This is a genomic window from Erythrobacter insulae, assembly GCF_007004095.1.
GTDB classification, from domain to species: Bacteria; Pseudomonadota; Alphaproteobacteria; order Sphingomonadales; family Sphingomonadaceae; genus Erythrobacter; species Erythrobacter insulae.
Map to the genome: position 1 here is coordinate 2,346,951 of NZ_VHJK01000001.1, position 25,971 is coordinate 2,372,921.

The 25,971-nt window shown below is 56.9% G+C and carries 20 protein-coding genes; 5 read left to right on the forward strand and 15 right to left on the reverse strand.

Annotation, left to right across the window (positions count from 1 at the left end):
* Positions 1-52 precede the first annotated feature (52 nt).
* On the forward strand, positions 53-844 hold the full coding sequence (locus FGU71_RS11010; RefSeq protein WP_234035721.1) for a hypothetical protein: 792 nt from the start codon (positions 53-55) through the stop codon (positions 842-844).
* Here FGU71_RS11010 and FGU71_RS11015 read toward each other — a convergent pair.
* The 14 genes from FGU71_RS11015 to FGU71_RS11080 form a co-directional block, all read right to left on the reverse strand.
* Positions 841-1,527 (reverse strand): trimeric intracellular cation channel family protein, encoded by a 687-nt coding sequence (locus FGU71_RS11015; RefSeq protein WP_142788614.1) that lies wholly within the window; start codon positions 1,525-1,527, stop codon positions 841-843. The genes FGU71_RS11010 and FGU71_RS11015 overlap by 4 nt on opposite strands.
* On the reverse strand, positions 1,524-2,213 hold the full coding sequence (locus FGU71_RS11020) for a PepSY domain-containing protein (RefSeq protein ID WP_142788615.1): 690 nt from the start codon (positions 2,211-2,213) through the stop codon (positions 1,524-1,526). Before FGU71_RS11020 ends, FGU71_RS11015 begins: the two co-directional genes overlap by 4 nt.
* Before the next feature lie 5 nt (positions 2,214-2,218).
* Positions 2,219-3,658, reverse strand: coding sequence for an amidase family protein (locus FGU71_RS11025; protein ID WP_234035722.1), 1,440 nt, complete (start codon positions 3,656-3,658; stop codon positions 2,219-2,221).
* Positions 3,627-5,126, reverse strand: a complete 1,500-nt coding sequence (locus FGU71_RS11030; protein WP_142788616.1) for a DUF4403 family protein — start codon at positions 5,124-5,126, stop codon at positions 3,627-3,629. The genes FGU71_RS11025 and FGU71_RS11030 overlap by 32 nt, the downstream gene beginning before the upstream one ends.
* A 94-nt stretch (positions 5,127-5,220) precedes the next feature.
* On the reverse strand, positions 5,221-6,633 hold the full coding sequence (gene lpdA, locus FGU71_RS11035) for a dihydrolipoyl dehydrogenase (protein ID WP_142788617.1): 1,413 nt from the start codon (positions 6,631-6,633) through the stop codon (positions 5,221-5,223).
* Positions 6,634-6,698: 65 nt separating this feature from the next.
* Complete coding sequence (gene odhB, locus FGU71_RS11040; RefSeq protein WP_142788618.1) at positions 6,699-7,937, reverse strand: 2-oxoglutarate dehydrogenase complex dihydrolipoyllysine-residue succinyltransferase; 1,239 nt, start codon at positions 7,935-7,937, stop codon at positions 6,699-6,701.
* Between the two features lie 45 nt (positions 7,938-7,982).
* A complete protein-coding gene (locus FGU71_RS11045) occupies positions 7,983-10,796 on the reverse strand; it encodes a 2-oxoglutarate dehydrogenase E1 component (protein ID WP_142788619.1) in 2,814 nt (937 codons plus the stop codon).
* Positions 10,797-10,858: 62 nt separating this feature from the next.
* Complete coding sequence (gene sucD / locus FGU71_RS11050) at positions 10,859-11,749, reverse strand: succinate--CoA ligase subunit alpha (RefSeq protein WP_142788620.1); 891 nt, start codon at positions 11,747-11,749, stop codon at positions 10,859-10,861.
* A 35-nt stretch (positions 11,750-11,784) separates the two neighbouring features.
* A complete protein-coding gene (locus FGU71_RS11055; protein WP_142788621.1) occupies positions 11,785-12,243 on the reverse strand; it encodes a hypothetical protein in 459 nt (152 codons plus the stop codon).
* A gap of 33 nt (positions 12,244-12,276) precedes the next feature.
* Positions 12,277-12,942, reverse strand: a complete 666-nt coding sequence (locus tag FGU71_RS11060) for a hypothetical protein (protein ID WP_142788622.1) — start codon at positions 12,940-12,942, stop codon at positions 12,277-12,279.
* Positions 12,942-13,904 carry a malate dehydrogenase gene (gene mdh / locus FGU71_RS11065; RefSeq protein ID WP_142788623.1) on the reverse strand — a complete coding sequence of 321 codons (963 nt, stop codon included), beginning with the start codon at positions 13,902-13,904 and terminating at the stop codon, positions 12,942-12,944. Before mdh ends, FGU71_RS11060 begins: the two co-directional genes overlap by 1 nt.
* Before the next feature lie 290 nt (positions 13,905-14,194).
* Positions 14,195-16,156, reverse strand: coding sequence for a putative bifunctional diguanylate cyclase/phosphodiesterase (locus FGU71_RS11070; RefSeq protein WP_185960278.1), 1,962 nt, complete (start codon positions 16,154-16,156; stop codon positions 14,195-14,197).
* 94 nt (positions 16,157-16,250) lie between these two features.
* Entirely contained in the window at positions 16,251-16,595 is a 345-nt protein-coding gene (locus tag FGU71_RS11075) for a hypothetical protein (protein WP_142788624.1), read from the reverse strand.
* Between the two features lie 190 nt (positions 16,596-16,785).
* On the reverse strand, positions 16,786-17,835 hold the full coding sequence (locus FGU71_RS11080) for a cell wall hydrolase (protein WP_234035723.1): 1,050 nt from the start codon (positions 17,833-17,835) through the stop codon (positions 16,786-16,788).
* Between the two features lie 298 nt (positions 17,836-18,133).
* Between FGU71_RS11080 and FGU71_RS11085 the strand changes: the two genes are divergently transcribed.
* Genes FGU71_RS11085 through FGU71_RS11095 form a run of 3 tightly spaced genes read left to right on the forward strand, consistent with a single transcriptional unit; the run spans position 18,134 to position 20,708 of the window.
* Positions 18,134-18,997, forward strand: a complete 864-nt coding sequence (locus FGU71_RS11085) for an ABC transporter substrate-binding protein (protein WP_234035724.1) — start codon at positions 18,134-18,136, stop codon at positions 18,995-18,997.
* Positions 18,994-19,974, forward strand: coding sequence for a FecCD family ABC transporter permease (locus tag FGU71_RS11090; RefSeq protein WP_142788625.1), 981 nt, complete (start codon positions 18,994-18,996; stop codon positions 19,972-19,974). Before FGU71_RS11085 ends, FGU71_RS11090 begins: the two co-directional genes overlap by 4 nt.
* The gene (locus FGU71_RS11095; RefSeq protein ID WP_142789107.1) at positions 19,971-20,708 is read left to right on the forward strand and encodes an ABC transporter ATP-binding protein; all 738 of its coding nucleotides are present in this window, start codon (positions 19,971-19,973) and stop codon (positions 20,706-20,708) included. Before FGU71_RS11090 ends, FGU71_RS11095 begins: the two co-directional genes overlap by 4 nt.
* Before the next feature lie 92 nt (positions 20,709-20,800).
* Here FGU71_RS11095 and FGU71_RS11100 read toward each other — a convergent pair whose 3' ends face one another.
* A complete protein-coding gene (locus FGU71_RS11100) occupies positions 20,801-22,549 on the reverse strand; it encodes a hypothetical protein (RefSeq protein WP_142788626.1) in 1,749 nt (582 codons plus the stop codon).
* Between the two features lie 515 nt (positions 22,550-23,064).
* On the opposite strand from FGU71_RS11100, the gene uvrA reads away from it, so the two are divergent.
* Entirely contained in the window at positions 23,065-25,959 is a 2,895-nt protein-coding gene (gene uvrA / locus FGU71_RS11105) for an excinuclease ABC subunit UvrA (RefSeq protein WP_142788627.1), read from the forward strand.
* The last annotated feature ends 12 nt before the right edge of the window (positions 25,960-25,971 follow it).

The following is a 25,971-nucleotide window of genomic DNA, read 5'->3' on the forward strand; positions in this document are numbered from 1 at the left end:
TTGCGCACTTGAGCGATTGGTGGCCGCTTGCTTCAAACAGGAGGGAGCATTCATGCTTTCATTGAACCGTACCGGAGCGCTAGCAGGCTTTATTGCCGCCGCTTCTATGACCGCTGCACCGGCTCACGCTGCCGAAATTTCTGCCCCATCGGCTTCGCTGTCGGCGGGCGCGGTCTTTACCGATTTTGATCACAGCATCTATGATGGTGACGCCGAAGTGAGCGAATGGGGCCGCTGGGGCCGACGTGGATGGCGGCGCAACCGTGTGCGGGGCGGTGATGTCCTGACCGGCGTGCTGATTTTGGGCGGGATTGCTGCGATCGCCAGTGCTGCGAATAGCAACAATCGCCGGGACAGAGACATTGATTATCGGCGTGAGCGGACCAATGATCGTGATGATTATCGCCGCAATGAACGCCGCGATCCCCGCCGCAGTGATAGCGGCTCGGGCCTCGACAGCGCAGTGGATCAATGCGTTAGCCGGATCGAACGCGATATCCGGGTGGAAACGGTAGATAGTGTGGATCGGACCGCCCAAGGCTGGACCGTTACCGGTGCGCTGTTCAATGGCGGCGGTTTCACGTGTCAAATAGATGCCAATGGCCAGATTGCCGATATCAATTATAGCGGCTTTCAGGGCAGCAATTTCGATACGGGTAATGTCAATCGCGCTCGCGGTGCGGATCTGCAATGGACCGATGCCCGATATGGCGCAGCGCGTGACCGGATGAACACCTCACAGCAAAGCGCAGGTTCACCATCGGAGCCGCAGCCGGCCTATCCGGGTGGCCCACTTCCGGGCGAACAATTTCCCGATGATGTAGACGCTGATCTGAACGGTTAATCGCTGTCCGGTTCTCGGTGCGTTTCGGTACCGGGAACCGGCGGCGATGATTTGCTGTAACTTGGCAAGCCCAAACGCCACTGAATGGCGACGGCGCGGAGAATAAAGCCAGACAGAAAAGCCGCGCCCCATATCCATGCGTCCGGCAGCGGCAAAGCGAGCCACTGCGTAAGGGTCATTCCCGATACGGTGATCGCTGCACTTAATGCAGCGGCTGTGACGTATAGTTCGGGTTGCATGATGATCGAAGGTCGTCCCGCTACGACATCACGGATAATGCCGCCCACGCACCCTGTGATGATCCCCATCAGGATGGCTGGCACGGGGGGAACCCCATAGGCGATTGCCTTGGCACTGCCGAGCACCGCGTAGGCCGCCAATCCTCCGCCATCGGCCAGATCGAATAGTTTGCCCTGCCATAGCGTGACAGGCGTGAACCAGGCGATAAGTGCGCAGGCCAAACAGATCGCGGCGACCCATGGATCAGTGATCCAGAAAACGGGTGCGCCGATCAACAGGTCGCGGATTGTGCCTCCACCCACTCCGGTAACCAACGCAAAGAATCCCATAGTGACAAAGGTTTGCCGTTCACGCGCGGCGATCACGGCCCCGGACAAGGCAAAAATGGCAATCCCGATAACATCAAGCAGATCGAGGATTGGTGTCAGGATTGTCTCGTTCATGACGAGGGCTTTACTCTGGATTTGCGGCGGCGGAACATCAATACGAGGCCGAACAATGATCCGATCAGCGCGAGCGTTGCAAACAGGATAAGTATTGGATGGCTCGTATCCTCACGTTCCGAAATATCCATAATATGGAGACCCCACATAAAATCGAACCATCGCCACCACCGTGTGCGCACGGCTTCGATCTGGCCAGAGTCACGCCCAACATAGACATGAGTGCCGTCGGATAGCCCGACCTGCCAAACAGGGATCGGACGGCGAAAGTCAAATGGGACTTTGTCAGCATTGAAGAATGTAACGGATTGGACCGCATCGCCGCCAACAATGCGCCGCTCCACCAATGCACGGGCGGCCTCTGCATCCAGTGCGGGAATTGGCTGTCCGCTGGCAAAGTCCACGCGTCTTGTCTGGCCGTCCAGCGTTGTCAAAATTGCGACCGCGCGGCCATCTTGCATGACAAGCTGCATTTCCCCGAGCTGCATGTCAGCTGTGGCAATCTCACTACCTTCGATAATGAGTGGCTGTTGTTCCTGCGCGATTTGCAGATGGCTACCGCGAACCTCATCAATCGGACGGCTTACCATGAATAGGCCTGTCGCGACCCACATCACGATCGGCACGCCGACCAACCATCCCAGCCATATGTGCCATTTGGCAAGCCGCTGCATTATCGTGGCCATCGGTATTAACCGTGCAATATCTGAAACATGGTTTCAGCCGCGGCGATGCAATCGAGATCGCTCCAGCGTGGTCCCATCACCTGCATTCCGCACGGCAGCTTTGCCCCTTCGTAGGTGCCATGTCCAATGGGCATCACTGTTGCGGGGAGATTGGGGAAGGTCGCAAGACCTGCCCAGGCTAATCCGGCACCTGCTGGCATATCTGAACCATTTACGCGAATTGTGGCGTTAAAAACCGAACCCCCAAGATGCGGGATCGCCAACACCGGTGCGGGAGGGGCAAGCACAAAATCATAGGTTTGGAACAATTGCGCCCATTGGTACTCGTTGGCTGCCTGCGCATCCATCAGCGCAAACCAATCCGCAGCGCTTGCCTGTTTGCCGTTCGGGGAAGGCGCGCCGCGAGCCATCGTGACATTCATCATCCGAAGGTAGTCGGCATGTTGCTGTGCCAGATCGGGCACCAGATCACTGGTACGATCAATTTTCACACCGCCTCGCGCAAGGCGCTGCAACGCGATTTCGGTTGGTTCAAGGACGCTCGTATCCAGCGCGCTTCCGGGAAATTCAGTCAGGGCAAGAATGCGGCAATCGCGCAGCCGTTTGGCGCTGCGACGCAGCGGAACACTCGCGCCGACTTCTGTCAAAAGTGCAAGATCCTGGGCATTGCGGGCGAGGGGCCCGGCGATTGAGAGGGCTTCATCATGGACGGCGATAAATCCTTTGCGCCGCGCCATTTGCGGATGATCATGGCCGCGCTTGCTGACCAATCCCCAAGACGTTTTGTGACCCCAGATACCGCAGAAATGCGCAGGGACGCGGACAGAGCCGCCAATATCCGTTCCAAAATCGCAAGGCACCATACCGCTGGCGACCGCTGCGGCGCTGCCACCGGATGATCCGCCGGGTGATCTTTCGGCATTGTGCGGATTGGTCGTGCGACCATAGACCGGGTTAAAACTCTGCCAATCTGTCAGGTCGACCGGTACATTCGTCTTGCCGATGATGATCGCGCCTGCCGCCTTCAATCTGCTGACCAGTTCTGAATCGCGCGGCGCGATATAATCGGTCAGCCGTTCGTGTCCCCAGCACGATTGCAGGCCTTCGACATCAAAACTCTCTTTGACGGTCATGGGTACACCGAAAAGAGGTTGGAATTGGGCAGAACCTTCGGAGCGTTTTGACTGTTCTTCCATCGCGCGCGCCGATGCATAGGCACGTTCAAAATCGGGTACAGCCAGCGCGTTTATTTCAGAATCCAGCTTTCCGATGCGAACAATTGCTGCATCCACGGCCTCGTGCGGGGTGAGTTCGCCAGATCGGATGGCTGCCGCCGTCGCCAGCGCGCCGGGTTTGTCGGTCAATTGCGGATAAGCCAATTCATAATCCCCCAATGTACACCCTGCATCTGCTCTATCGCGGGACGTATCGGATTTGCGTTTCACCGGCGGCGGATACCGGAAGGAACAGACCTTCGCCATAGGCGGTGATTTGGCCGGTGGAAACTTTTTCGATGTCGGTTGTGATCGTAAAATCACCAAACTGTTTGGATGCGACGGCGCGGTCTACCTTGCCAAGCAATTGATCAAAATCATCTTCGAAATTTTGCGTCAGAGCGTCTTCAATCGTCGATGAGAAGTCCCGTGTTTTAGCAATTTCGAGCAAAACATTCGTTGTGAACCGGCTTGTTTCAACGCTGTATTCCGGATCGACAAATTCAACCTTGCGGGAATCCGGTGCGTTCACGGGAAGGGCCGTGAGCCAAATCGTTCCAATCGCGGGATCATCCCTTTTACCGGGCGCCCAGGCTTCGAATTCAACCCCGACAGCGACTCTGTTCTGGCTTGTCCCATAGGCGGAGACAGAGCGCAGTTCGACCATTCGATCGCCGATTGCGGGCACCGGGAAGGGGCGCTTTGCCCGCCGGTTCAGAGCGCGGGCAATCACAGGCTCCAACTGCGAATATTGCGCAATAACTGGCAGGGTCAGCGCGAGTTTTTGATCGCGCGCATTTCCGGCGATCATATCCGGTAGGGGCGCTGCATCGGGCTTTTGTGGTTTATCGCCAACAAAGACCTCGGTGCCAGCATCCAGCTGCATATTCACGGCGATTGAATTTCGCGATGCGGAGTAGCCATCAAACGCGAGACTGCGCGGCGTAAGACGCATCCAAACCGGTGGATTTTCGGTATTTAGAGACAGGACGGTAAACCCGCGCTGCCACATTGGTTCGATCCGGCTGCGCAAATCGAGCTTTGCGATTTCATTCTCCAGCGTGCGTTCAAGCTTCGCAATGACGGCGCTCAACCGTTTGTCCGCGCGGTCGGCAAAGGTCACATCTTGCCCCAGCACAGAAACCGTCGGCGGCTGCTTCCAGTCGTAACTGATCGCGACCTTGCCGCGCACCGACCAGTCTTTGCGGATGATCAGACGGACACGGGCGGAGACTGAAGCGCTCGCATTGGCGGTTTGCTGTTTGATAACTCCGCCAATATCGCTTGCCGTGATTTTGGCGCGGATCGGCATGGTTACGATCAAATCTTGCCCGCGTCCGGTCAGATTGATCGATCCGCGCGAAACAGCGCCGTTCAAATCGCAGCGGATCACCGGCGATTTAAGAGTGATGCCAATCACTTCGGTTCGCTGCGACGGGACACATTCCGCACCGGGTCGATTGATCGACCAAAGCTGTTTTGGAACTTCGCGTTCCAACGCGGCGCGCATCGGCGCGAGGTCGATATTAATCCGTGTTGAAAGCTTGGAGTGGCCCTCTGGCACTTCGATAGGTGTATCGACACGGGGAGGGGGTTCGACCTTCTGCTCAAACAAAGAGCAACCCGATAGGGTGAGGTGCATCGCCACGGGGATTGCAATGGCAAAAAGCCGTGCAACAATAGTGCTTTGTGCCGCCAAAATGAACGCGCCCCCTTTCGCTGCCAAGTCTAGGCGAGAGGGGGCGCGTAATCAATTTGCGATGTACCGCAGCGGGCAAACCACCGCAGGGCGGTTACATATGAATAGGCTTACCCCGTACGCCCATAGCGGCTTCTTTAAGAGCCTCTGCATGGGTTGGGTGAGCGTGACAGGTATAGGCAATGTCTTCCGACGTAGCGCCGAATTCCATAGCGATACCGGCCTCTGCGATCATCGTGCCTGCGACACTCGCAATGCACCATACCCCCAAAACCCGGTCGGTTTCGGCATCGGCGATCACTTTCACGAAACCGTCAGGTTCATGATTGGTTTTGGCCCGGCTGTTGGCCATCATCGGGAATTTGCCGATTTTGATCGCTTTCTTGTCGCCGCCAGCTTGTTCAATGGCTTGTTCCGTGGTCAGACCGACGCCGGCGATTTCCGGGAGGGTGTAAACGACATTGGGGATTACATCGTGGTTCACGATGCCAGTCTCACCCGCGATATTTTCTGCCACGGCAATGCCTTCATCTTCCGCTTTATGAGCGAGCATAGGGCCGGGAACACAATCACCAATTGCCCAGACATTATCGACTGAAGTGCGGAAATCATGATGGATTTCGATCTGTCCGCGCTGGTTGGTTTCAAGGCCAATCGCATCGAGACCAAGGCCGTCGGTATTCGGACGGCGACCGATAGAAACAAGCACGCAATCGACGTCCATCGTCTCTGCATCTCCGCCCGCTGCCGGTTCCATCGTCAGGGTCGCGGTCTTGCCTTTGACGGTGACGCCGGTGACTTTGGTACCAAGCTTGAATTCGATGCCCTGCTTTTTGAAGATCTTGCGCGATTCCTTGCGGATATCACCGTCCAGACCGGGAAGGATCTCATCCAGATATTCGATGCAGGTCACCTCGGCTCCGAGCCGCCGCCAGACCGAACCAAGCTCAAGCCCGATCACACCGCCGCCAATGACGACCATCTTGTTCGGCACTTTTGACAGTTCGAGCGCGCCGGTGGAATCGACCACGATTTGCTTGTCATTATCGACCTCGACACCGGGAAGCGGCGTGACCGAAGAGCCGGTGGCAATGACGATATCTTTGGCTGTGACAGTCTCGTCGCCCACTTTCACGGTATGTGCATCCTGAAACGTGGCGTAGCCTTTCTTCCAGTCGACCTTGTTCTTCTTGAACAGGAATTCGATGCCTTTGGTCAGGCCATCAACCGCATCGATGCGCTGCGCGTGCATCTTGTCGAGGTTGAGTTTTGGGGTCACGTCCACACCCATTTCAGCCATCGTGCCATTGGCAGCGGCGTCGAAATATTCGGATGCGTGGAGCATCGCCTTTGACGGGATGCAGCCCACATTGAGGCATGTTCCGCCAAGAGTATCGCGCCCTTCGGCACAGGCGGTTTTGAGGCCCAACTGCGCCGCGCGTATCGCCGCGACATAGCCGCCGGGACCGGCACCGATAATAAGGACGTCGTAGTCGTATTCAGCCATTTTCTAGCTCCATGATCCCGTAATAGGTGGGATCGGAATTGTTTGGATCAACATGGTGCGTTCGATCAAAGATCGATCAGCATCCGGGTCGGATCTTCGATTGCTTCCTTGATAATCTTGAGCGCGGTCACAGCCTCGCGGCCGTCGATCAGACGGTGGTCATAACTGAGCGCGATATACATCATCGGACGGATAACGATTTCCCCATCGACGACCACAGCGCGGTCTTCGATCCGGTGGAGACCGAGCACGGCGCTTTGCGGCGGGTTGATGATCGGGGTGGACATCAGCGATCCGAACACGCCGCCATTTGAAATGGTGAACGTTCCGCCGCTCATATCGGCCATGGTCAGCGTGCCTTCTTTGGCGCGGCTGCCGAAATCGGCGATATCTTTCTCGATCCGTGCAAAGCCTTTGTCCTGACAATCCCGGATTACCGGAACGACAAGGCCATTGGGCGCAGACACCGCGACCGAGATATCGACATAATCGTGATAAACGATCTCATCACCTTCGATATACGCATTCACGCTCGGCACGTCTTTTAGCGCAAGGCACGCGGCCTTTGCGAAAAAGCCCATAAAGCCTAGGCGAATGTCGTGTTTCTTGGCGAACATGTCTTTGTATTTCGTCCGCGCTTCGATCACGGCCGACATATCGACATCGTTAAATGTGGTCAGCAGCGCAGCCTGTTCCTGCGCGCCTTTCAATCGCTTGGCGATTGTCTGACGCATGCGGGTCATCTTCACGCGCTCTTCGCGGCGTTCGCCAGTAGCAGCTGGCGCCGGTGCAGAGGCGGCGGGCGCGGATGATGGTGCCGGCGCTGGATCGCTTTTTGCTTTGGCGGCGGCGATGACGTCTTCTTTGGTAAGACGGCCATCCTTGCCGGTGCCTTTGATTGTGCTTGGATCGACGCCGTGTTCCAGGACCGCCCGGCGCACAGCAGGCGACAGTGTCTGTGCAGCAGCGCTAAGCTCTTCGCTCGCGGTTTCGCGTTTCGCTTCGCCTTCAGCGCGTTTTTCCTGAGCGCGGGCAGGCTCTTCGCCTTTGGTCGCCGCGCCTGTCGCGCCTTCTTCGATCAATGCGATAACCGCACCAACCTCGACTGTGTCGCCGACTTCGGCCTGATGTGCTGAAAGCACACCTGCGACAGGTGAGGGGACGTCAACCGCGACCTTATCGGTTTCAAGGCTGACGATAGGTTCATCGGCAGCGACCGCGTCGCCCGGTTGTTTAAGCCATTCGCCGATGGAGCCTTCGGTTACCGACTCGCCAAGAGCCGGGACAGTGATTTCAGTAGCCATTTTGCATATTCCTCAGCGTGTTACTGGGGTGAATTGGATTGATTGTTAAGCGATGCCGAGAGCATCAGCGACAAGCGCCTCTTGCTGTTCGATATGACGTTTCGCCAGACCAGTTGCCGGAGACGCCGCCGCATCGCGGCCCGCATAAATGGGGCGCATTCCGGTGTGCCCGGCCTGTGTGAGCGAATCCTCGATCTGGTTTTGAACAAAGAACCACGATCCGTTATTCTTGGGTTCTTCCTGACACCAGATCACATCTTTCAGGTTGGTCATCCGTTTAAGACGAACCGCCAATGGATCACCGGGGAACGGATAAAGCTGCTCGATCCGAACGATCGAGACATCTTTCAGCCCCTCTTCCTCGCGCTTTTCATACAGATCGTAATAGACCTTGCCTGAACACAGAACCAGACGTTTTACATCCTTGTCTGCGATCTCGGTCAGGTCGGATTTGATCCGCTTGAACTGCCCGTCGGCCTGAAATTCCTCGCGCGTGCTTTTCGCCAGAGGGTGCCGGAGCAACGATTTCGGCGTCATGATAATCAGCGGTTTACGGAAAGATCGCAGCATCTGGCGGCGCAGAACGTGAAAGTAATTCGCCGGGGTGGTGATGTTGCAGACCTGGATATTGTCGTTCGCGCACAATTGCAGGAACCGTTCGAGACGAGCGGAGGAGTGCTCCGGCCCCTGACCTTCATAACCATGCGGGAGCAGCATCACGAGGCCGTTGGCACGCAGCCATTTTGCTTCGCCTGCGGCAATGTACTGATCAATCATGATCTGAGCGCCGTTAGCGAAATCGCCAAATTGCGCTTCCCACAGGACCAATGTTTTCGGATCCGCCATGGCAAACCCGTATTCAAAGCCAAGCACGCCGTATTCGGACAGGGTGGAATCGTGCACTTCGAATTTTCCGTGGGGCAGGGTGTTCAAAGGGATATACTTGTGTTCGCTTCCCTGATCGACCCAAACGGCGTGGCGCTGAGAAAATGTGCCGCGGCCGCTATCCTGGCCTGAAAGGCGGACATTGTAGCCCTCCATCACCAGGCTGCCGAATGCCAGCGCTTCTGCGGTGGCCCAGTCAAAGCCTTCGCCGCTGGTAAACATTTCACCCTTGGCCTTGAGCACGCGGCCCAGAGTTTTGTGGATGTTCACATCATCGGGAACCTCGGTCAAAACGCGGCCAAGGCTATCGAACATTTTTGGTTCAATCGCGGTTTCGATGTTTCGGCGCGCGGTTTCGGGATCAGCAGGTTTATTAAGGCCTGCCCAGCGGCCACCGAACCAGTCGGCTTCGTTGGGATTATAGCTTTTTGCCGCTTCAAACTCCTCTTCGAGTTGCGCGACGAATTCGCCGGCCACCTCTTCGCGGTGACCTTTATTGATTACACCTTCTTCGATCAGCCGATTTTCGTAAAGCACGCTCACTTTGGGGTGCTTGCGAATAACGTCATACATCAAAGGCTGGGTGAATTTCGGTTCGTCACCTTCGTTGTGACCAAACCGGCGGTAGCACCACATATCGATCACAACATCGCGGCCAAATTTCTGACGGTATTCAATCGCCAGTTTACAAGCGAATGTCACCGCTTCGGGATCATCGCCATTCACGTGCAGGATCGGCGCCATGATGCCTTTCGCAACATCAGACGGGTAGGGCGAAGATCGCGCAAATTTAGGCGAGGTGGTGAAGCCGATCTGGTTGTTAATGATAAAGTGCAAACAACCGCCTGTGTCGTATCCGGGCACGCCAGATAACGAAAGGCTCTCCCAAACAACACCTTGCCCGGCAAACGCTGCATCGCCGTGGATCAAGACAGGCAGCACTTGTTCGGTGGTTTTGCCATCACGAACCATTTGCTGTGCACGGGTTTTGCCGAGCACAACCGGGTTCACCGTCTCAAGGTGCGACGGGTTTGGAACCAGTGACATGTGGACTTCGATGTCATCGAATGTGCGGTCGGTGCTTGTGCCGAGGTGGTATTTCACATCGCCCGATCCGCCGACATCTTCGGGATTGGCAGAGCCGCCCGAAAATTCGTGGAAGATCACCTTGTATGGCTTGGCCATAACATTCGCGAGGACATTAAGCCGCCCACGGTGGGCCATGCCGTAAATGATCTCGCGCACGCCATCGCTGCCGCCATGTTTGATCACCGCCTCAAGCGCAGGGATCATCGACTCCCCGCCATCAAGGCCGAAACGCTTGGTCCCGACATACTTGCGGCCGAGGAATTCCTCATACTGCTCACCGCGCAGCACCGCTGCGAGGATGGCTTTCTTACCCTCCGGCGTAAACTGGATCGTATCGCCGGGGCTTTCAAATTTATCCTGAAGGAAACGCCGCTCTTCCGTGTCGGCGATATGCATGTATTCGAGGCCGACTTTGCCGCAATACACTTCTTTCAGCCGTTTGAAGAGCTCACCAACGGTGGTCCAGTTCATGCCGAGCACGCCGCCGACATAAACTTCCAGATTTTCTTTGCCAGCTAGGCCATGAAATTCGAGCGTCAAATCCTGCGGGACTTCCCGTTTCTTTGACAGGTCCAACGGATCAAGATCCGCCGCAAGGTGGCCGCGCACACGGTACAGGCGGATCAACGTCATCGCCGCAATCGAATTGGCCGAAGCCTCCTCGATTGCCTTGGGATCAAGCGCTTTGCCTGCTTTGTGTGCCGCTTTGCCGACTGCGTCTTTCACATCGGAAAGGCGCATCTGCGTCGGATCCATCGCGGTGGTCAGATCGGCGCTGGTATCGCTGACCTGATCAAGCCATTTGGGATTGCCCCAGGACGGGCCGGGTTGCGGCCCTTCCTGATCGGACATTTGCGGCAGAAATTCGTGTGTTTCGTTACCCATAGGGTGCTCCGTGGGGAGGAGAGGAAGGCGAGGTTACGCCAATTGTTTTTGCCTGATCGCGGTTATGCGAGCTCTTTCAACATCGCGTCGAGCGTGGTTCCAAGCTCGCTGGGCGAGGGGGAAACGCGGATGCCCGCATCTTCCATCGCCGCGATCTTGTCATCCGCGCCGCCTTTGCCGCCGGACACAATCGCGCCTGCGTGACCCATGCGGCGACCCGGAGGCGCCGTGCGGCCCGCAATAAAGCCGACGGTCGGCTTGCTGCGGCCTTTGGCAGCTTCGGCTTTCAGGAATGCGGCCGCTTCTTCTTCAGCCGATCCGCCGATTTCGCCAATCATGATGATCGATTTGGTTTCGGGATCATCAAGGAACAGGTCGAGCACGTCGATAAAGTTGGTTCCGTTCACGGGATCGCCGCCAATGCCGACAGCCGTGGTCTGACCAAGGCCGACCATCGTGGTCTGATGCACGGCTTCATAAGTCAGCGTGCCGGAGCGGCTGACAACGCCAACGGAGCCCTTTTTGAAGATCGAGCCGGGCATGATGCCGATTTTGCATTCATCAGGGGTCAGAACGCCGGGGCAATTCGGGCCGATCAGGCGCGATTTGCTTCCGGTGAGCGCAGCCTTTGCGCGAACCATATCGAGTACGGGAATACCTTCGGTGATACAGATGATAAGCTCGATCTCGGCATCGATAGCTTCGCAGATGGCATCGGCGGCAAAGGGCGGCGGCACGTAAATGCAGCTGGCAGTTGCGCCGGTCGCTTCCTTCGCTTCTTTTACGGTGTTGAACTGCGGCACGCCAACATGCGTGGTGCCGCCTTTACCAGGAGTAACGCCAGCAACCATTTGCGAGCCATAGGCGATAGCCTGCTCGGTATGGAATGTGCCGGTGTTGCCGGTCATCCCTTGGGTGATGACTTTGGTGTCTTTATTTATGAGGATGGACATTCAAAAGCTCCGTAGTGGGTATTTGTGGATCAGCTTCAACCGAGCCATACGCCGCGGTCATAAACCTTGAGGCTGTATTCGTCGGTGCGCTGCATTGCGCGGTTCGTGGCACACAAAGTGAAATGCGATCTTGCGCCAGCTAGAAAAGTATCGTCGTTAAAAGTCGTCCGGTATGGATCGTTCTGGCTCGCAATAGCCAGATCGAAACACGTGCGGGCGAGGTCGATGTTGGCATCGCTATCGATTTCAGGCCCATCGAGCGCAGCATAGGTGCGGATCAGCCGGGTACGGACCTGCGCGCGCCAGTTGGTGCAGGCGCGGTATTCGGTGCCATCGGCAAGCGTGAACATCCGGGTGTCCATGCAATAGACGCGTTGTTCCTGCGGGACGTCAGGCGCAAAATCCTCTGCGATCTCCGCACGATCAATCTCACGCGCGGAAACCGGCGCGCAAAGCACGCTGATCAACAAAATTGAGGCAAGTGCCTTATGCAAAACAGACCTTCGTATCTTTGATTATGAGGATGCTCATGGTTGTTCGCTGTCCTGATTTGATTGTTCAGGCGTGAATTTGCGGAAACTTAAAATATAGAATCCGGGATAGAATACGTCGTCGGGCAGGTCAGTCTGACCCGTAAATGAATTGGTATAGCGCGCGATGGTGCGAATATGGGTGGGTGAGATCTTGTCCCACACCCATGTGCCATTGCGCAGGTCGCCCGGAGAATTGCCAATCCCGGCATCGACGTCTTTGCCGAACACCGCGCCCAACAGCTTGCCAGAGGGCATAAAAGGGAGATCGGGCACCATTGTCACGCACAGGTATTCGGTCGCGCCGATATTACCTTGTCCTTCAACATACACCGAAGGCTGGCCATCCACAGCCTCCATGCTCCGGATCGCCATAAACTGGATAAGCTCCATGCCTTCGACCGTCTTGGTAAAGACGTTGACGTTGGCTTGGAGCCCTTGTTCTTCGGCTTTAAACTTTGCCGCATGATTGGCCAAAACAGGGTCGTTGACGTCGCGCTTTACCCAATCGACGCTCAGCATATCGCCTTCGGGAGCAAAGCCATTAACAGCCGGACAGTCCAGAATGTGCGCTTCCATTGCTTCTACATACACCAGCGTGGCATCATGTGCCGCCGCTGGTGCTGCGAAAACTGTCAGGCAAAAGAGTGGAAAAAACCGCATCAAGCGAGCGAGCTATCCAGACCTTTGCACGCCTCAAGCAGTTCCTTAACCGCATCGACGCTGACCGTCAGGTTCGCGCGCTCTTCGTCCGACAGTTCGATTTCGATCACGTCTTCGGTGCCGCCTGCGCCGATCACAGTCGGGACGCCGACATACAGCCCGTCGAGGCCATACTTGCCTTCAACATAAGACGCGCTTGGCAGGATGCGTTTTTGGTCGCCCAGATAGGCCTCGGCCATGCTGATCGCGCTGGTGGCAGGCGCATAATAGGCCGAACCATTGCCAAGCAGTTTCACAATCTCGCCGCCGCCGGCACGCGTGCGGGCGACGATTTCGTCGAGACGGCTTGTCGCGACGCCTTTGATCTTCGCCATGTCCTTCACAGGGATGCCGTTGATCGTGGAGTAGGACAGGACCGGAACCATGGTGTCGCCGTGGCCGCCCAGAACAAATGCGTTCACATCCTTGACCGAGCAATCAAACTCCCATGCGAGGAAGGTCGCAAAGCGCGCGCTGTCGAGAACGCCTGCCATGCCGACAACCTTGTTATGAGGCAGGCCGGAAAATTCGCGCAGCGCCCAAACCATCGCATCCAGCGGGTTGGTGATGCAGATCACGAAAGCGTCGGGCGCGTTGTTCTTAATGCCTTCGCCGACGGCCTTCATCACTTTCAGGTTGATGCCGAGCAGATCGTCACGGCTCATACCCGGCTTGCGCGGGACACCGGCGGTTACGATGATCACGTCAGAACCTGCGATATCGGCGTAATCATTGGTGCCGGTGATCTTTGCGTCAAAGCCTTCGATCGGGCCGCATTGCGACAGATCGAGCGCTTTGCCCTGAGGCATGCCTTCGGCAATATCGAACAGGACGATGTCGCCCATTTCTTTTTTCGCTGCGAGGTGGGCGAGAGTGCCGCCAATCATGCCGGAGCCGATAAGCGCGATCTTTTTGCGAGCCATGTGAGAGATTTCCTTCCCAAATTGTGCGGGACGAAAAATGATCCTCTATTCAAATGCGCGAGCCCCGTCCCGTGTGGCGATGGCATATGAACGTGTTGAGGGACGGGTTAGGCGGATGGATAGTCTATTGCAACCAGCAAAACACCTTAAGTGACAACTATCTTTGCACATAGTTCGCAGTTGCAGTAAGGGATGCTGATCTCGTTGATCGGAATGGTGATTGGGCGGGTCAAGGCGCCGGCCAACGCAAATTTGAATGTAGAGGGTCGGAACCGGTCCGGCAGCCGCAATCAGCCTGTAATCTTCATCGGTTCGCCATCGCTTTCCTGAGCAAGAAGCATGGCAGCCAGATAATCCGGCACAGCGCGGCTGAAATAGAACCCTTGTCCAAGGGTACACCCGGCTTGGCGCACGGTTTGAACCTGGTCGATGGTCTCAAGGCCCTCGGCCACGATCTCCATCTCCAGCGTCGAACCCATTTCGGCCACGGCACGGATAATCGCGTCGCTTTTGCGCCCAACATTCGCGCCAGAGACAAAGCTGCGATCCACCTTGATTTTGGTGAATGGATATTTGTTGATGTAGCCCAGCGATGAATAACCGGTGCCGAAATCATCAAGTGCGAACTTCACGCCGATATCGGTCAGTTCCTGAATGAAATTGGCTGTCGCGTGGTTATCCTCGATAAACAGGCTTTCGGTCACTTCCAGCTCGAGCCGGTGGGGGTCGAGGCCCGCTTCTTTCAATGCGTTGCGGATGCCCAATGCAGCGCCCGGAGCGCGGATTTGCAGCGGTGAAAGGTTCACCGCAAGCGTGACGTCCTCTGGCCACGTTGCCGCGACCCGCGCTGCTTGAGCAGTGATCCAGTTGCCCAAGGTCACGATAACACCGGTTTCCTCGGCGACCGGGATGAATTCATCTGGGCGAAGTTCGCCTTTGACCGGATGGAACCAGCGCACGAGAGCTTCGAAAGTGCGAATTCTACCTGTTTCCAGATCCACTATGGGTTGGAAAAAGATCGAGAGTTCATCACGTTGAAGCGCTGCTCGCAGTTCGTCTTCAATCTCGCGCCGCCGGACAAGATCGCGGGTCATCGAGCTGTCGAAGAACTGCGTTTGTCCACGGCCGCGAATTTTGGCGTGATACAGCGCAAGATCGGCGCTTTGCATCAAAGTATCGGTGTCTTTGCCGTCTTCTGGTAGCAAGGCGACACCAACCGAAGCTCGGACTTCCAGACGCTCTCCGTCAATCCGCATCGGCCCCATGATCTCGGCATGGATTTCGCTCGTGATAAGCTGGGCATGTTTGCGATCTTCAATCGGGCAGAAAATCACAAACTCATCTCCGCCAAAGCGAGAGACGGTTGATCCGTTAGGGCTGACTTCGTTCAGCCGGCGTGCAACTTCGCTCAAAACCCGGTCACCGATCGGGTGGCCAAGCAGATCGTTCACCTCTTTGAACCGGTCTAGATCGATCCAGATGAGGGCAAGATTGCTATCCTGTTCCAGGCTCATCATGGTTTCAACCATCGCGTGGTTCAGGCCTGCCCGGTTAGCCAGCCCAGTGACGACATCGGTTCGCGCCAGCACTTTCATTTTCTCGGCCAGTTTCGCGCTGGTTTCCGCCGCAGCGATGGAATCGCGCAAGACGCCGAAGATATTTAAAGTGATTGAAAACATTGCCGGAAACAGCAGGAGCATCGTCACGAACAAGGTGAGATGGACCAGCGAACCGATGGCCAGCGATGCCGCCATGATCGGCAGGCAAGATAATGCCAACTGACCAATCGCGATTGTGGGGCGGCCAGCATTACGAGCGGCTACCGCGACCCCGTAACAAACTGCATTGGCAACCAGCAAAACTTCGACCTCGGCGCTTGCCCCGCGCCAGACGGCCAAACCGGCAACGCTGCCGATGACCAGCGCGTAACTCAACGCGCCCACTTCGTAGACTATTTCAAGTTTTTGTGTGCTGGTGTCGCTGGAATCCGGTGACAGGCCGAGCGCTGCGGTCACACGGGCGACTGCAATGATGGTCAGCACCACGCTGCCGATCCATAATTCCGGCAGACCGGACACATACGCAGCGATGCCTGTAGCAACCACGCCGTTAAGCGCGCCAATGGCGAGGCTTCCCGGTTGTGTGTAAAGCGTCTTTACAAGCAAACGGCGGACGCGCGCAGACACGCGATCCGAACGATGTCCGGTTTGCTGCTTGGCGCGCAGTTTTGAAAGAGGTTTAATCGCTCTCATGGAAAACCTGCCATAATGAAAAGTAGTCAAGGGCAGGTTAACGATCCACCGATGTTCGGCTGATCTGGTAGTCTTACGTAGCGTCCACGAAATATTACAGCATCGGTGAATCAAGCACCTTCAGCGTGAATTCCCGTTCTGCTTCGGCTGCGAGACGGCGATCGAGCGCGCGCGTAATTCCGATCCACCAATCATACGCCTGATGATCGTTTGCGAAGAACGCCTTTTGCGCCTGTTCACGTGCTGATCGTGCTGCTCCCAATCCATGCTCTGCGAAATGGCGCAGCGCCGCTTGCAGTCGGTGGTCGCTATCGGTGCCATGATCGGCACCATTGTCATTCACGGCATGCCGGGGAACCGGTTGGAATAGACTTTTTGAAACATACAGATTGGCTGATGACTGACCCGGTGTGTAGGGCGCTGCAAAACGGATAGACATAGCGTATCGAGTTCCAGAAAAAGAGCGTCCTTTGGACCTGGCGCAGAGCCTTTGATGGGTCTGCTGTGCAAGATCGCCAACGCATTTCAGCGGGACGCAATGTATAGCGCTCAGCAAGCTAAATCTTGGTTTTATATCAAGGTTTCTAGCTCATTAACCGCGATATATGCGGTGAGGCCGCCCAATTGCGTCAAGGCGTTTCGATAACGGTATCGACAGGTCCGTTGGCCGCGTCTTTCGGCCTTTTTTTCCATTGGCCTGCCCTTGAATATTCATCCTTGACCTGACCAGCGCCCCCATAGGTTGACGTGGTCTGCGGCAATGGCACAGGCGCCGGCGTGTTTGCAGCGGGCGTGGCCGGTGCCGCTGATGAGCTTGGAATAGAATATTCGATCAAAGGAGCAGCGCGCGACGGGGCCGTTACACTTGTGTCATCCGCAGAGAGATTGGCTGCCACGCTCGGTTCAGCACCTCTGTAGCCGGAATTGAACGCGCCTTTTTCCCCGTTCGCACCGCGATTGCGATAAAACCGGTGCGCACCAATTGTCCCGATATGATCGAGAGAACTCGCCCAGACAGGATTGACCCAAAGCGTATGGTAATGCGTGGCATGGCCGATTGGCGAATACACGCTTCCTGCGAGCGCATCCGAGGCGATATCCTGCGCCCGTCGCCAGCTTGCGCCACTGGCGCGGCGAGACAGGCTGCCATCGCAGGTGAAAGAAAACTGGCAGCCGGTTGAACGCTGCGATCCCTGATACACCACACCGCAAACACTGCCCGGCCAGCTTGGGTGGGCGACACGGTTCAAAACGACCTGCGCAACAGCGCGCTGGCCAGCTTCGCTTTCGCTGGCTGCTTCGTACCAGACGGCCTGCGCCAGACACTGCTGCGCGCGCAGCATTGACGTACCCGTGCTTGAGGCGAAAAATGGACTGGCGGCTGGACCGGCATCAATCATCTGGCCAAGCTCGCGGCCTTCCTCTGCGCCGGCATCCATCGGGTCGGCGGTGGGAAGGGCAACAAGAGCCGCATTTGGCGGATCGGCAAGGTAAAAGAACGCGGAACCCGGAAAACTCATTCCGGGCCGTTCAAACGGCATGGCAGGAATGGCCGCGAGTTCGCGTGATACGCTTTCCGATTCTATCGCGGCACCGCCTGCCATCGCCCCGAAATCGCCGGGGGCTGCAATTGCCGGAACCGCGAGCACTGCGAAAAGAACAGCAATACGCTTTGTCATACTGGCCCGTTTGATTTCAGGCCGCGCGGATTGCGCAGCATCAGGCAGTCTGATGATGCCGTCCGAGGTGCGATTTGGGCTTCGCTTAAAGAGTGTGCTGGTTGGTTTCATGGCGCGCTAACGCGCGTATCGGGGTGGTCCGGGTAAAGCGAGCGCCGCGGCCAAGGCGTCCCGAAAGCGGACATCCCGGAGCAAACGCCTTAACAGACCAATTTGTGCAGCTGATGTTCGAAGAGCCAATGCCTTGCGATAGCTGCGATGCGCCCCTAACGCAGAAGTTAGGCAGGGATCGGGTATCGTGGTTTTTTTCGCGCATTTTCGAAATGAGATTGCTCGCATTGGATGGGGCGGTGCCGCCGCGCTTTGTGCGGGCCTCGTGCTTACTTCGTGCGGTGCTCAGGCGAATATTGCCGGTGATGCGCCAGTGACGCGGCAGCTGACATTCGTCAGCCTCAATCCCTGTGTTGATGCGATCCTGGTCGAGATAGCCGATCCAGACCAAATTCTTGCTCTGTCGCATTACAGTCAGGATCCTGCTTCAAGTTCGCTTGATCCGGGCGTGGCGGCGCGTTTTGCGTACACTGGCGGGACCGCAGAAGAGGTTCTGGCTGAAAAGCCAGACATGGTCCTCGCTTCGAGCTTTATCGCGCCGAGCTTGCGGAACGCTTTGACCGGCCTCGGTTTACGCGTGGAAACCTTTGATAGCCCGCGCAGCATTGCCGAGAGCATCGATCAGATAAAACGGCTGGGCACCCTGACCGGTAACACGGCGGCGGCAGAACGTCTCGCGGTACGGATCAATGCCATCGCATCCAAACAGCGGCCAAAGCGCGAGATTACCGCGATGCTGTGGCAATCGGGACAGATCGTGCCGGGCGAGGGCACGCTGATTTCGGAATTGCTGCGCCGTAACGGGTTTTCCAGCCATAGCGCCAAGATGGGTCTGGCTCAGGCTGATTTTGCCTCTCTTGAGACGATTTTGGCCAACCCGCCCGAAGTGTTGTTGGTAGCAGGGGATAGCGCTGGGCAAACGCATCCGCTGCTGGATGGATTGAAGCGAACGCGCGTGGAAACATTCGATCCGCGCTTGCTATATTGCGGCGGACCAAGCGTGATCGCGGCGGATGCGCGCATTGCTGCAATCAGAAAGAATGTTCTTTGAACCGCGCCGCGATGATCTTTGCTGCTCTGCTCGCGGTCGCGGTTCCGCTGTCTTTGCTAGCAGGCCGGGTCTGGATTGATTTTGCCAACACGCCGAATGCCGCCATCATTTTGATGGAGCTGCGCCTGCCACGCGCAGTTTTGGCAATTGTTGTGGGTGCCGGATTGGGAGCGGCAGGGGCGGCGATGCAGGGATATCTGCGCAATCCGCTTGCTGATCCCGGACTGTTCGGCATTGCTCCGATGGCAGCCCTTGGTGCGGTCGCCAGCTTCTGGTTCGGAGCGTTGCTACCGCCTGCCATCGCGGCATGGAGCCTTCCCGCCTTTGCTCTGGCCGGAGGGGCGCTGGGCATGGCGATGCTTGCCTTGATCGCAGGGCGCACATCCTCCGGGGCAGGCGGAGGCATCGCGCTGTTCACGCTCGCAGGCCTGATGATTGCCAGCCTCGCCGGCGCCTTGACCGCGCTGGCCATTACAACTGCGCCCAATGCATTTGCGATGAGCCAGATCGTTATGTGGCTGAATGGCGCATTGACCGACCGGTCTTGGCAAGAGGTGTGGATTGCCGCGCCGCTTGTCGGGTTGGGAATAATCGCACTGGCTTTTTCCGCGCGATCTCTCGACGCTTTGACGCTGGGAGAGGACGCCGCCCGTTCCTTGGGAGTGGACCCTAAGCGGCTACTCATTTTGCTGGTCATCGGTGTGGGATTGACTGTTGGCGCCGGCGTTGCGGTCGCTGGTATTATAGGGTTTGTCGGTCTGATCGTGCCGCATCTGGTGCGTCCGTTCACCGACCGGCTGCCGTCCAGTCTGATCGTGCCAAGCGCGCTTGCAGGGGCGTGCCTTGTTCTGATCGCGGATAGCGCGGTGCGCGTGCTCCCGCTCGTCACAGAGCTGCGGCTGGGCATTGCTTTATCACTGATCGGTGCGCCGTTTTTTCTGTGGCTGCTGATGCGGATGCGGCGGGGGACGGTATGACGCTCGGCGCGCAAGACTTGTCACTGGATCGCGGCGGGAAACGCGTGCTTTGTGATGTTTCGGTGCGCCTTAATCCCGGCACAATCACCGCCATTGTTGGGCCCAATGGCGCTGGCAAATCCTCACTGCTGTTGGCGCTTGCAGGTTTGTTGGAGCCGGCGACTGGCCGAGTGAACCTGGACGGGCGAGGCTTGCAGGATAGCCCTGCTCGGAAAAAAGCGCGCGCGCTCGGTTATTTGCCGCAAAGCGCCGAAATCGCGTGGGACGTAGCGGTAGAGACCCTAATCGCGCTAGGCCGTTTGCCGCACCGCGATCGCGGAACAGCCGCAATCGAGCGTGCAATTGCGGCGCTGGAATTGCAGGAGTTTCGCAAACGCCCCGCAAGCCGGCTATCCGGCGGGGAACGCGCCCGGGTTTTGCTCGCGCGTGTTCTGGCCGGTGAGCCGCAATGGATTTTGGCCGACGAGCCGCTCGCCGCTTTGGACCTCGCGCATCAACTGAACCTGATCACGCATCTCAAAGCCTGCGCTGCTCAAGGGCAGGGCGTGGTCATAGTGCTGCATGACCTCGCTCTTGCGATGAACCATGCAGATCGGGTTGTTGTCTTGAGCAAGGGCGGCTTGATCGCTGACGGCCCGCCTGCCGATGCGCTGAGTGAAAGCGTCATCAAACAGGCATGGGGCGTCAATGGATCGTGGATCGGGGAGCAAGGCGCGCGGGCTTTGGTGATTTAGTTCGCTGTAGCCCCGACGCCCATGGCGCTGTTTAAAGAAGGATTGTCAGGCCCATCCTGTTTGCACTCAGCCGAAAGTCACCTGGATCGATCCTAGGCGCCATCCTCCCCTTCGGTTTCATTAACACTCGCAGCGTCGCGAATTCGCCTTTCCAATTCGGCGATTTGCGCTTCCAATGTCAGGACTGTGATCTTTTCATTGATCAATTCGATCTCTGACGGGGTCTCGGCCGAAAAGCCGGACAGTTCATCTTGAACCTTGCGAATATCGCGCAGCTTAGTCAGGTTATCGAGCTCTGTCGTCAACCGTTCGTTTTCCAGTTCCAGATCGGTTTTCTTGGCGTCATCGGCGGTTTTGGAGGCATCGCGCAATGCCAGAATATCTTGCAGAGCCAGCTCACCTGATTTCAGAATTTCGGCCCCGCTCGACTTAGGTTTCTTGTATTGAATTTTGGTCGGTGTGCCATCGATCGCGAAGCTGGCGATGATTGAATTGTTTTCGCCAAATCCGTTGGTCAATGGCAGCACACGGAACCGACCGAATTGGGCGATGCGAACATTCTCATCGATTGTCGGCTTTGGCTCTTTCTCTCCGCGCAGAGTCATGCGGAGCTGGGCAGGGGGCCTGAATACGAAACCCGCCTCGTCTTTTTTGGGTTTTCCATTTGTGCGCTTTGCAGGTTCGGCAATCGCTGATTTGCATTGCGAGGCCGCTGCATCCTTGTGACACAAGTCCGCACCGGCACTAGAAACGAATTTCAAGTCTGCAGCGAACAGACTTTCAATTTCAGCTGCGTTGACCGCATTTGGTTTCAGCATCTCTTTCTTGAAGGCGCTAAATTGATCCATGTCCGGCTTTATCTTTGCAGAAAGAGCCTTACCATCCTTGCTCAGCGCATCATCATGCAGGTTAAAGCGGCCTTTCACGGTAAGTTTTTTGTCCAACACGGTTAAAGCTGCTGTTATTTTCTTCAAAGCAGAAGAGTAGCTTTTTGAAGATGCGCTCAGTTTGTCCAGCTTTTTCTTTTCAGCTTTGGTGGGTCTGCGGCCTGCGGCTTCCCCTTCCGGAATAGCCAATTGCCCTTCCAGAATAGCCAATTCGTTCGTAGTGGAGGTTGCCTCTGCTCCGATCGACTTTGCTTGTGAGACTAGCGTGTTCCGTTGTGTGACAAGCTCGGTTGCAAGCGGAGTGCAAGGTTCAAAAACGGTTTCTACCTTATGGAATTTGGGGCCTCCCGCCTTGTCTATTTTAGCCCCATCTCCGGCTGCTGCGACTGACGGAATACCCAATGCTAGTCTTGCGATTGATCCCGCGATCTTCAGGCCGCTGGTAAAGGCAGCTGGCTCTTGACCCTCTACCGTCGCATTGATGGATTTTACCAAAGCCGTTCCGGCGTGATATTCAAACGTGATATCGGTCGTCTTGAAAGCCTTGGCCAGATCTTCGTAGTCGAGAATGTAGCTCGGGCCTTCGATCGCATTCGTTGTATATGAAGCGGCTAGGGCCACTTCCAACGGAAGTGTGGGGGTCTCTGGTAGTTTGATACCAATGTTGTCATTGCTGACAATAAATTGACCGGCAAGCCACCTCAGCTCTTGATTCTTCTCGTCGTAATAGGTCCCCTCATCAACCTCGGTTTCTTGCTTGAGGATCACCTTGGGACACCGTTCTAATGTCCATTGCGCCCCTACGTTCAAATCGGTCTCTGGCAGGCGGTAAGGGATGCCTTTTGTCTTGAGCGGCGCGTCGGCTAGACCAACATCGTGTTTCACCGACAAGTGCGTCTGACATCCACCAAGCGCCAAGCTGCCTGTTGCAAGCGTCAAAACAAATTTCTTCATTGATGATCCCCACGAAATCGGGGCGATCTCTCGTCGTTGCTTCGAAGAGCGTGCAGGAACTTTGGGCGTGCGCCCGTGGGATCCTGCAAAAGCTTCCAAGCTGTCCGCGAGTGACCGCCCCAAAATTCTTTGCGACCCTAGGTGCGACCCGAAGGGCTTCGTGGAAGACTTGCAAAGAGGACTATAGGGATACGGATTGCGCTGCTGCTTGGAACTTTAGTTTTCCTGTAGCCCCACCTGAAAACATTGATGAATTTTTCGGAATAATCAGAAAATAGCGTTTTGGTCGCTTTTTTGCGCCGATTGGATTGGGGGATAACGTTGGTGCCCGCCGCCGCGTATCTTCGATGAAAAGCGGCTGCTGTTACGAAGGGCGGGGAAAATTAATAGGCGAACATATTGCGAACATAGGAGCTTTGCGCGGTGTCGTGCGTTGCGCTCTGGACTCTATCTTTTGCAGCCCCCAAGTGAGCGTATATGTCCTTTACCAAAATTCAAAAGCATAGGTTTTTCGTATGCTGACCAAAATTTCCGTCCGCGGCGCTCGCGAGCACAATCTAAAAGGCGTTGATATCGATCTGCCGCGTGATGCGTTGATCGTTGTCACCGGGCTTTCGGGCTCTGGCAAATCCAGCCTCGCTTTCGATACCATCTACGCCGAGGGCCAGCGGCGCTATGTCGAAAGCCTCTCCGCCTATGCGCGCCAATTTCTGGAAATGATGCAAAAGCCCGATGTCGAGCATATTGACGGGCTTTCGCCTGCCATTTCGATCGAGCAAAAGACCACGAGCCGCAATCCGCGCTCGACCGTGGCGACTGTCACCGAGATTTACGATTACATGCGGCTGTTATGGGCGAGGGTGGGGGTGCCGTATTCGCCTGCGACCGGTAAGCCTATCGAAGCGCAGACCGTGTCCAATATGGTCGACCGCGTGATGGAACTGCCCGAGGGCACGCGGCTTTATCTGCTCGCGCCGGTGGTACGCGGACGCAAGGGCGAATACCGCAAAGAACTGGCCGAATGGCAGAAGGCGGGCTTTACCCGCGTCCGCATCGATGGGGAACTGTACCCAATCGAGGAAGCCCCCACGCTCGACAAAAAGTTCAAACACGACATCGAAGTCGTCGTTGACCGGCTGGCGGTAAAGAATGGCCTCGAGACGCGTCTTGCGGATTCATTTGAAACCGCGCTGAAGCTGGCCGAGGGGCTGGCTTACGTCGATCTCGCCGATGGTGTGGTGCCGGGACGCGAGGATGAGGCTGGCAGTGGCGGTGCAATGAAAGGCGCAGGGATCCCTGCGAACCGCATCGTATTTTCCGAAAAGTTCGCCTGTCCGGTCAGCGGTTTCACGATCGAAGAGATTGAACCACGCCTGTTCTCGTTCAACTCGCCCCAGGGCGCATGCCCGACATGCGACGGGATCGGTGAAAAGCAACTGTTTGACGAGCAGCTTGTGGTCCCGAACGAGGGGCTGACCCTCAAACAGGGCGCGATTGCACCATGGGCCAAATCGAACCCGCCATCACCGTATTACATGCAGGTGCTGACCAGCCTTGCCAAAGCGTATGATTTCGACATCACGACCCCGTGGAAAGATCTGGAGCCTGATCAAAGGCTCATCATCCTGCACGGGACCGGCGGAATGCCCGTTGCTCTGACATTCAAGGACGGGCGCAAAACCTACACCGTCAACAAAGCGTTCGAAGGTGTCATCGGCAATCTTAACCGCCGGATGATGCAGACTGAAAGCAATTGGATGCAGGAGGAGCTGTCGAAGTTCCAGACTGCACAGCCATGCGAAACCTGCGGCGGTAAACGGCTGAATGAGAAATCGCTGGCCGTGAAGGTCGCAGGGACAGACATCGCTGCGCCAACCACGATGAGCGTGTCGGATGCCAAGGACTGGTTCCTCGCGCTGGATGACAAGCTGACCGATCAACAGTCCCAAATCGCGAAAGCTATCCTGAAAGAGATCAACGAGCGGCTGGGCTTCCTCGACAATGTCGGGCTCGATTACCTCAACCTCGACCGCACCAGTGGAACATTGTCCGGCGGCGAAAGCCAGCGCATCCGGCTCGCTTCGCAAATCGGCAGCGGCCTGTCCGGCGTGCTCTATGTCCTCGACGAACCCAGCATCGGCCTGCACCAGCGCGACAATGACCGGCTGCTCGAAACGCTGAAACGCCTCCGCGATCTTGGCAACACGGTCATCGTGGTCGAGCATGACGAGGACGCCATCCGTCAGGCCGACTATATCGTTGATCTTGGTCCGGGCGCAGGCGTGCGCGGCGGCGAAGTGGTCGCGCAGGGGACGCTTAAACAGATCATGAAGGCAAAGCGGTCGCTCACCGCCGATTACCTGACCGGCAGGCGCAAAATCGAAGTTCCGCAGGAACGCCGCAAGGGCAACGGGCACATGCTGACGGTGAAGGGTGCGAGCGCCAACAACCTCAAAGATGTCACCGCCTCCATCCCGCTTGGCACGTTCACCTGCATCACCGGCGTATCGGGGTCGGGCAAATCGTCCTTCACCATCGACACGCTCTACGCCTCCGCCGCCCGCGTGCTGAACGGGGCGCGTGTTATCGCGGGCAAGCATGAGAGCATCAAAGGCCTCGAATATTGCGACAAGGTGATCGAGATCGACCAGTCGCCCATTGGCCGCACCCCCCGGTCCAACCCTGCGACCTATACCGGCGCGTTCACCAATATCCGGGACTGGTTCGCGGGCCTCCCCGAAAGCCAGGCGCGCGGGTACAAACCGGGCCGCTTCTCCTTCAATGTGAAGGGGGGCCGGTGTGAGCAATGCAAGGGCGATGGCCTGATCAAGATTGAGATGCACTTCCTCCCCGATGTCTATGTCACCTGCGAGGAATGCGGCGGCAAACGCTACAACCGCGAAACGCTAGAGGTGAAATTCAAAGGCCTCTCCATCGCCGACGTGCTGGATATGACGATCGAGGATGCGGAGGGTTTCTTCAAAGCTGTGCCGCCGATCCGTGACAAGATGCGGATGCTGAACGAGGTGGGCCTTGGCTATGTCAAAGTCGGCCAGCAGGCGACGACATTGTCAGGAGGCGAGGCGCAGCGCGTGAAACTGGCCAAGGAACTGGCCAAACGCTCCACCGGGCAGACGCTTTATATTCTGGACGAGCCAACCACGGGCCTGCATTTCGAAGACGTGCGCAAACTGCTCGAAGTGCTGCACCGGCTGGTGGAGCAGGGCAATTCGGTGGTGGTGATCGAGCATAACCTAGATGTGATCAAAACCGCCGACTGGATCGTGGACCTCGGCCCCGAAGGCGGCGTGCGCGGCGGTGAGATCGTCGCCGAGGGCACACCGGAGCAAGTGGCGAAGGAGCCGCGCAGCTTTACTGGCGGGTATTTGAGCGGGATGTTGGGGAAGTAAACTGTTACGCCG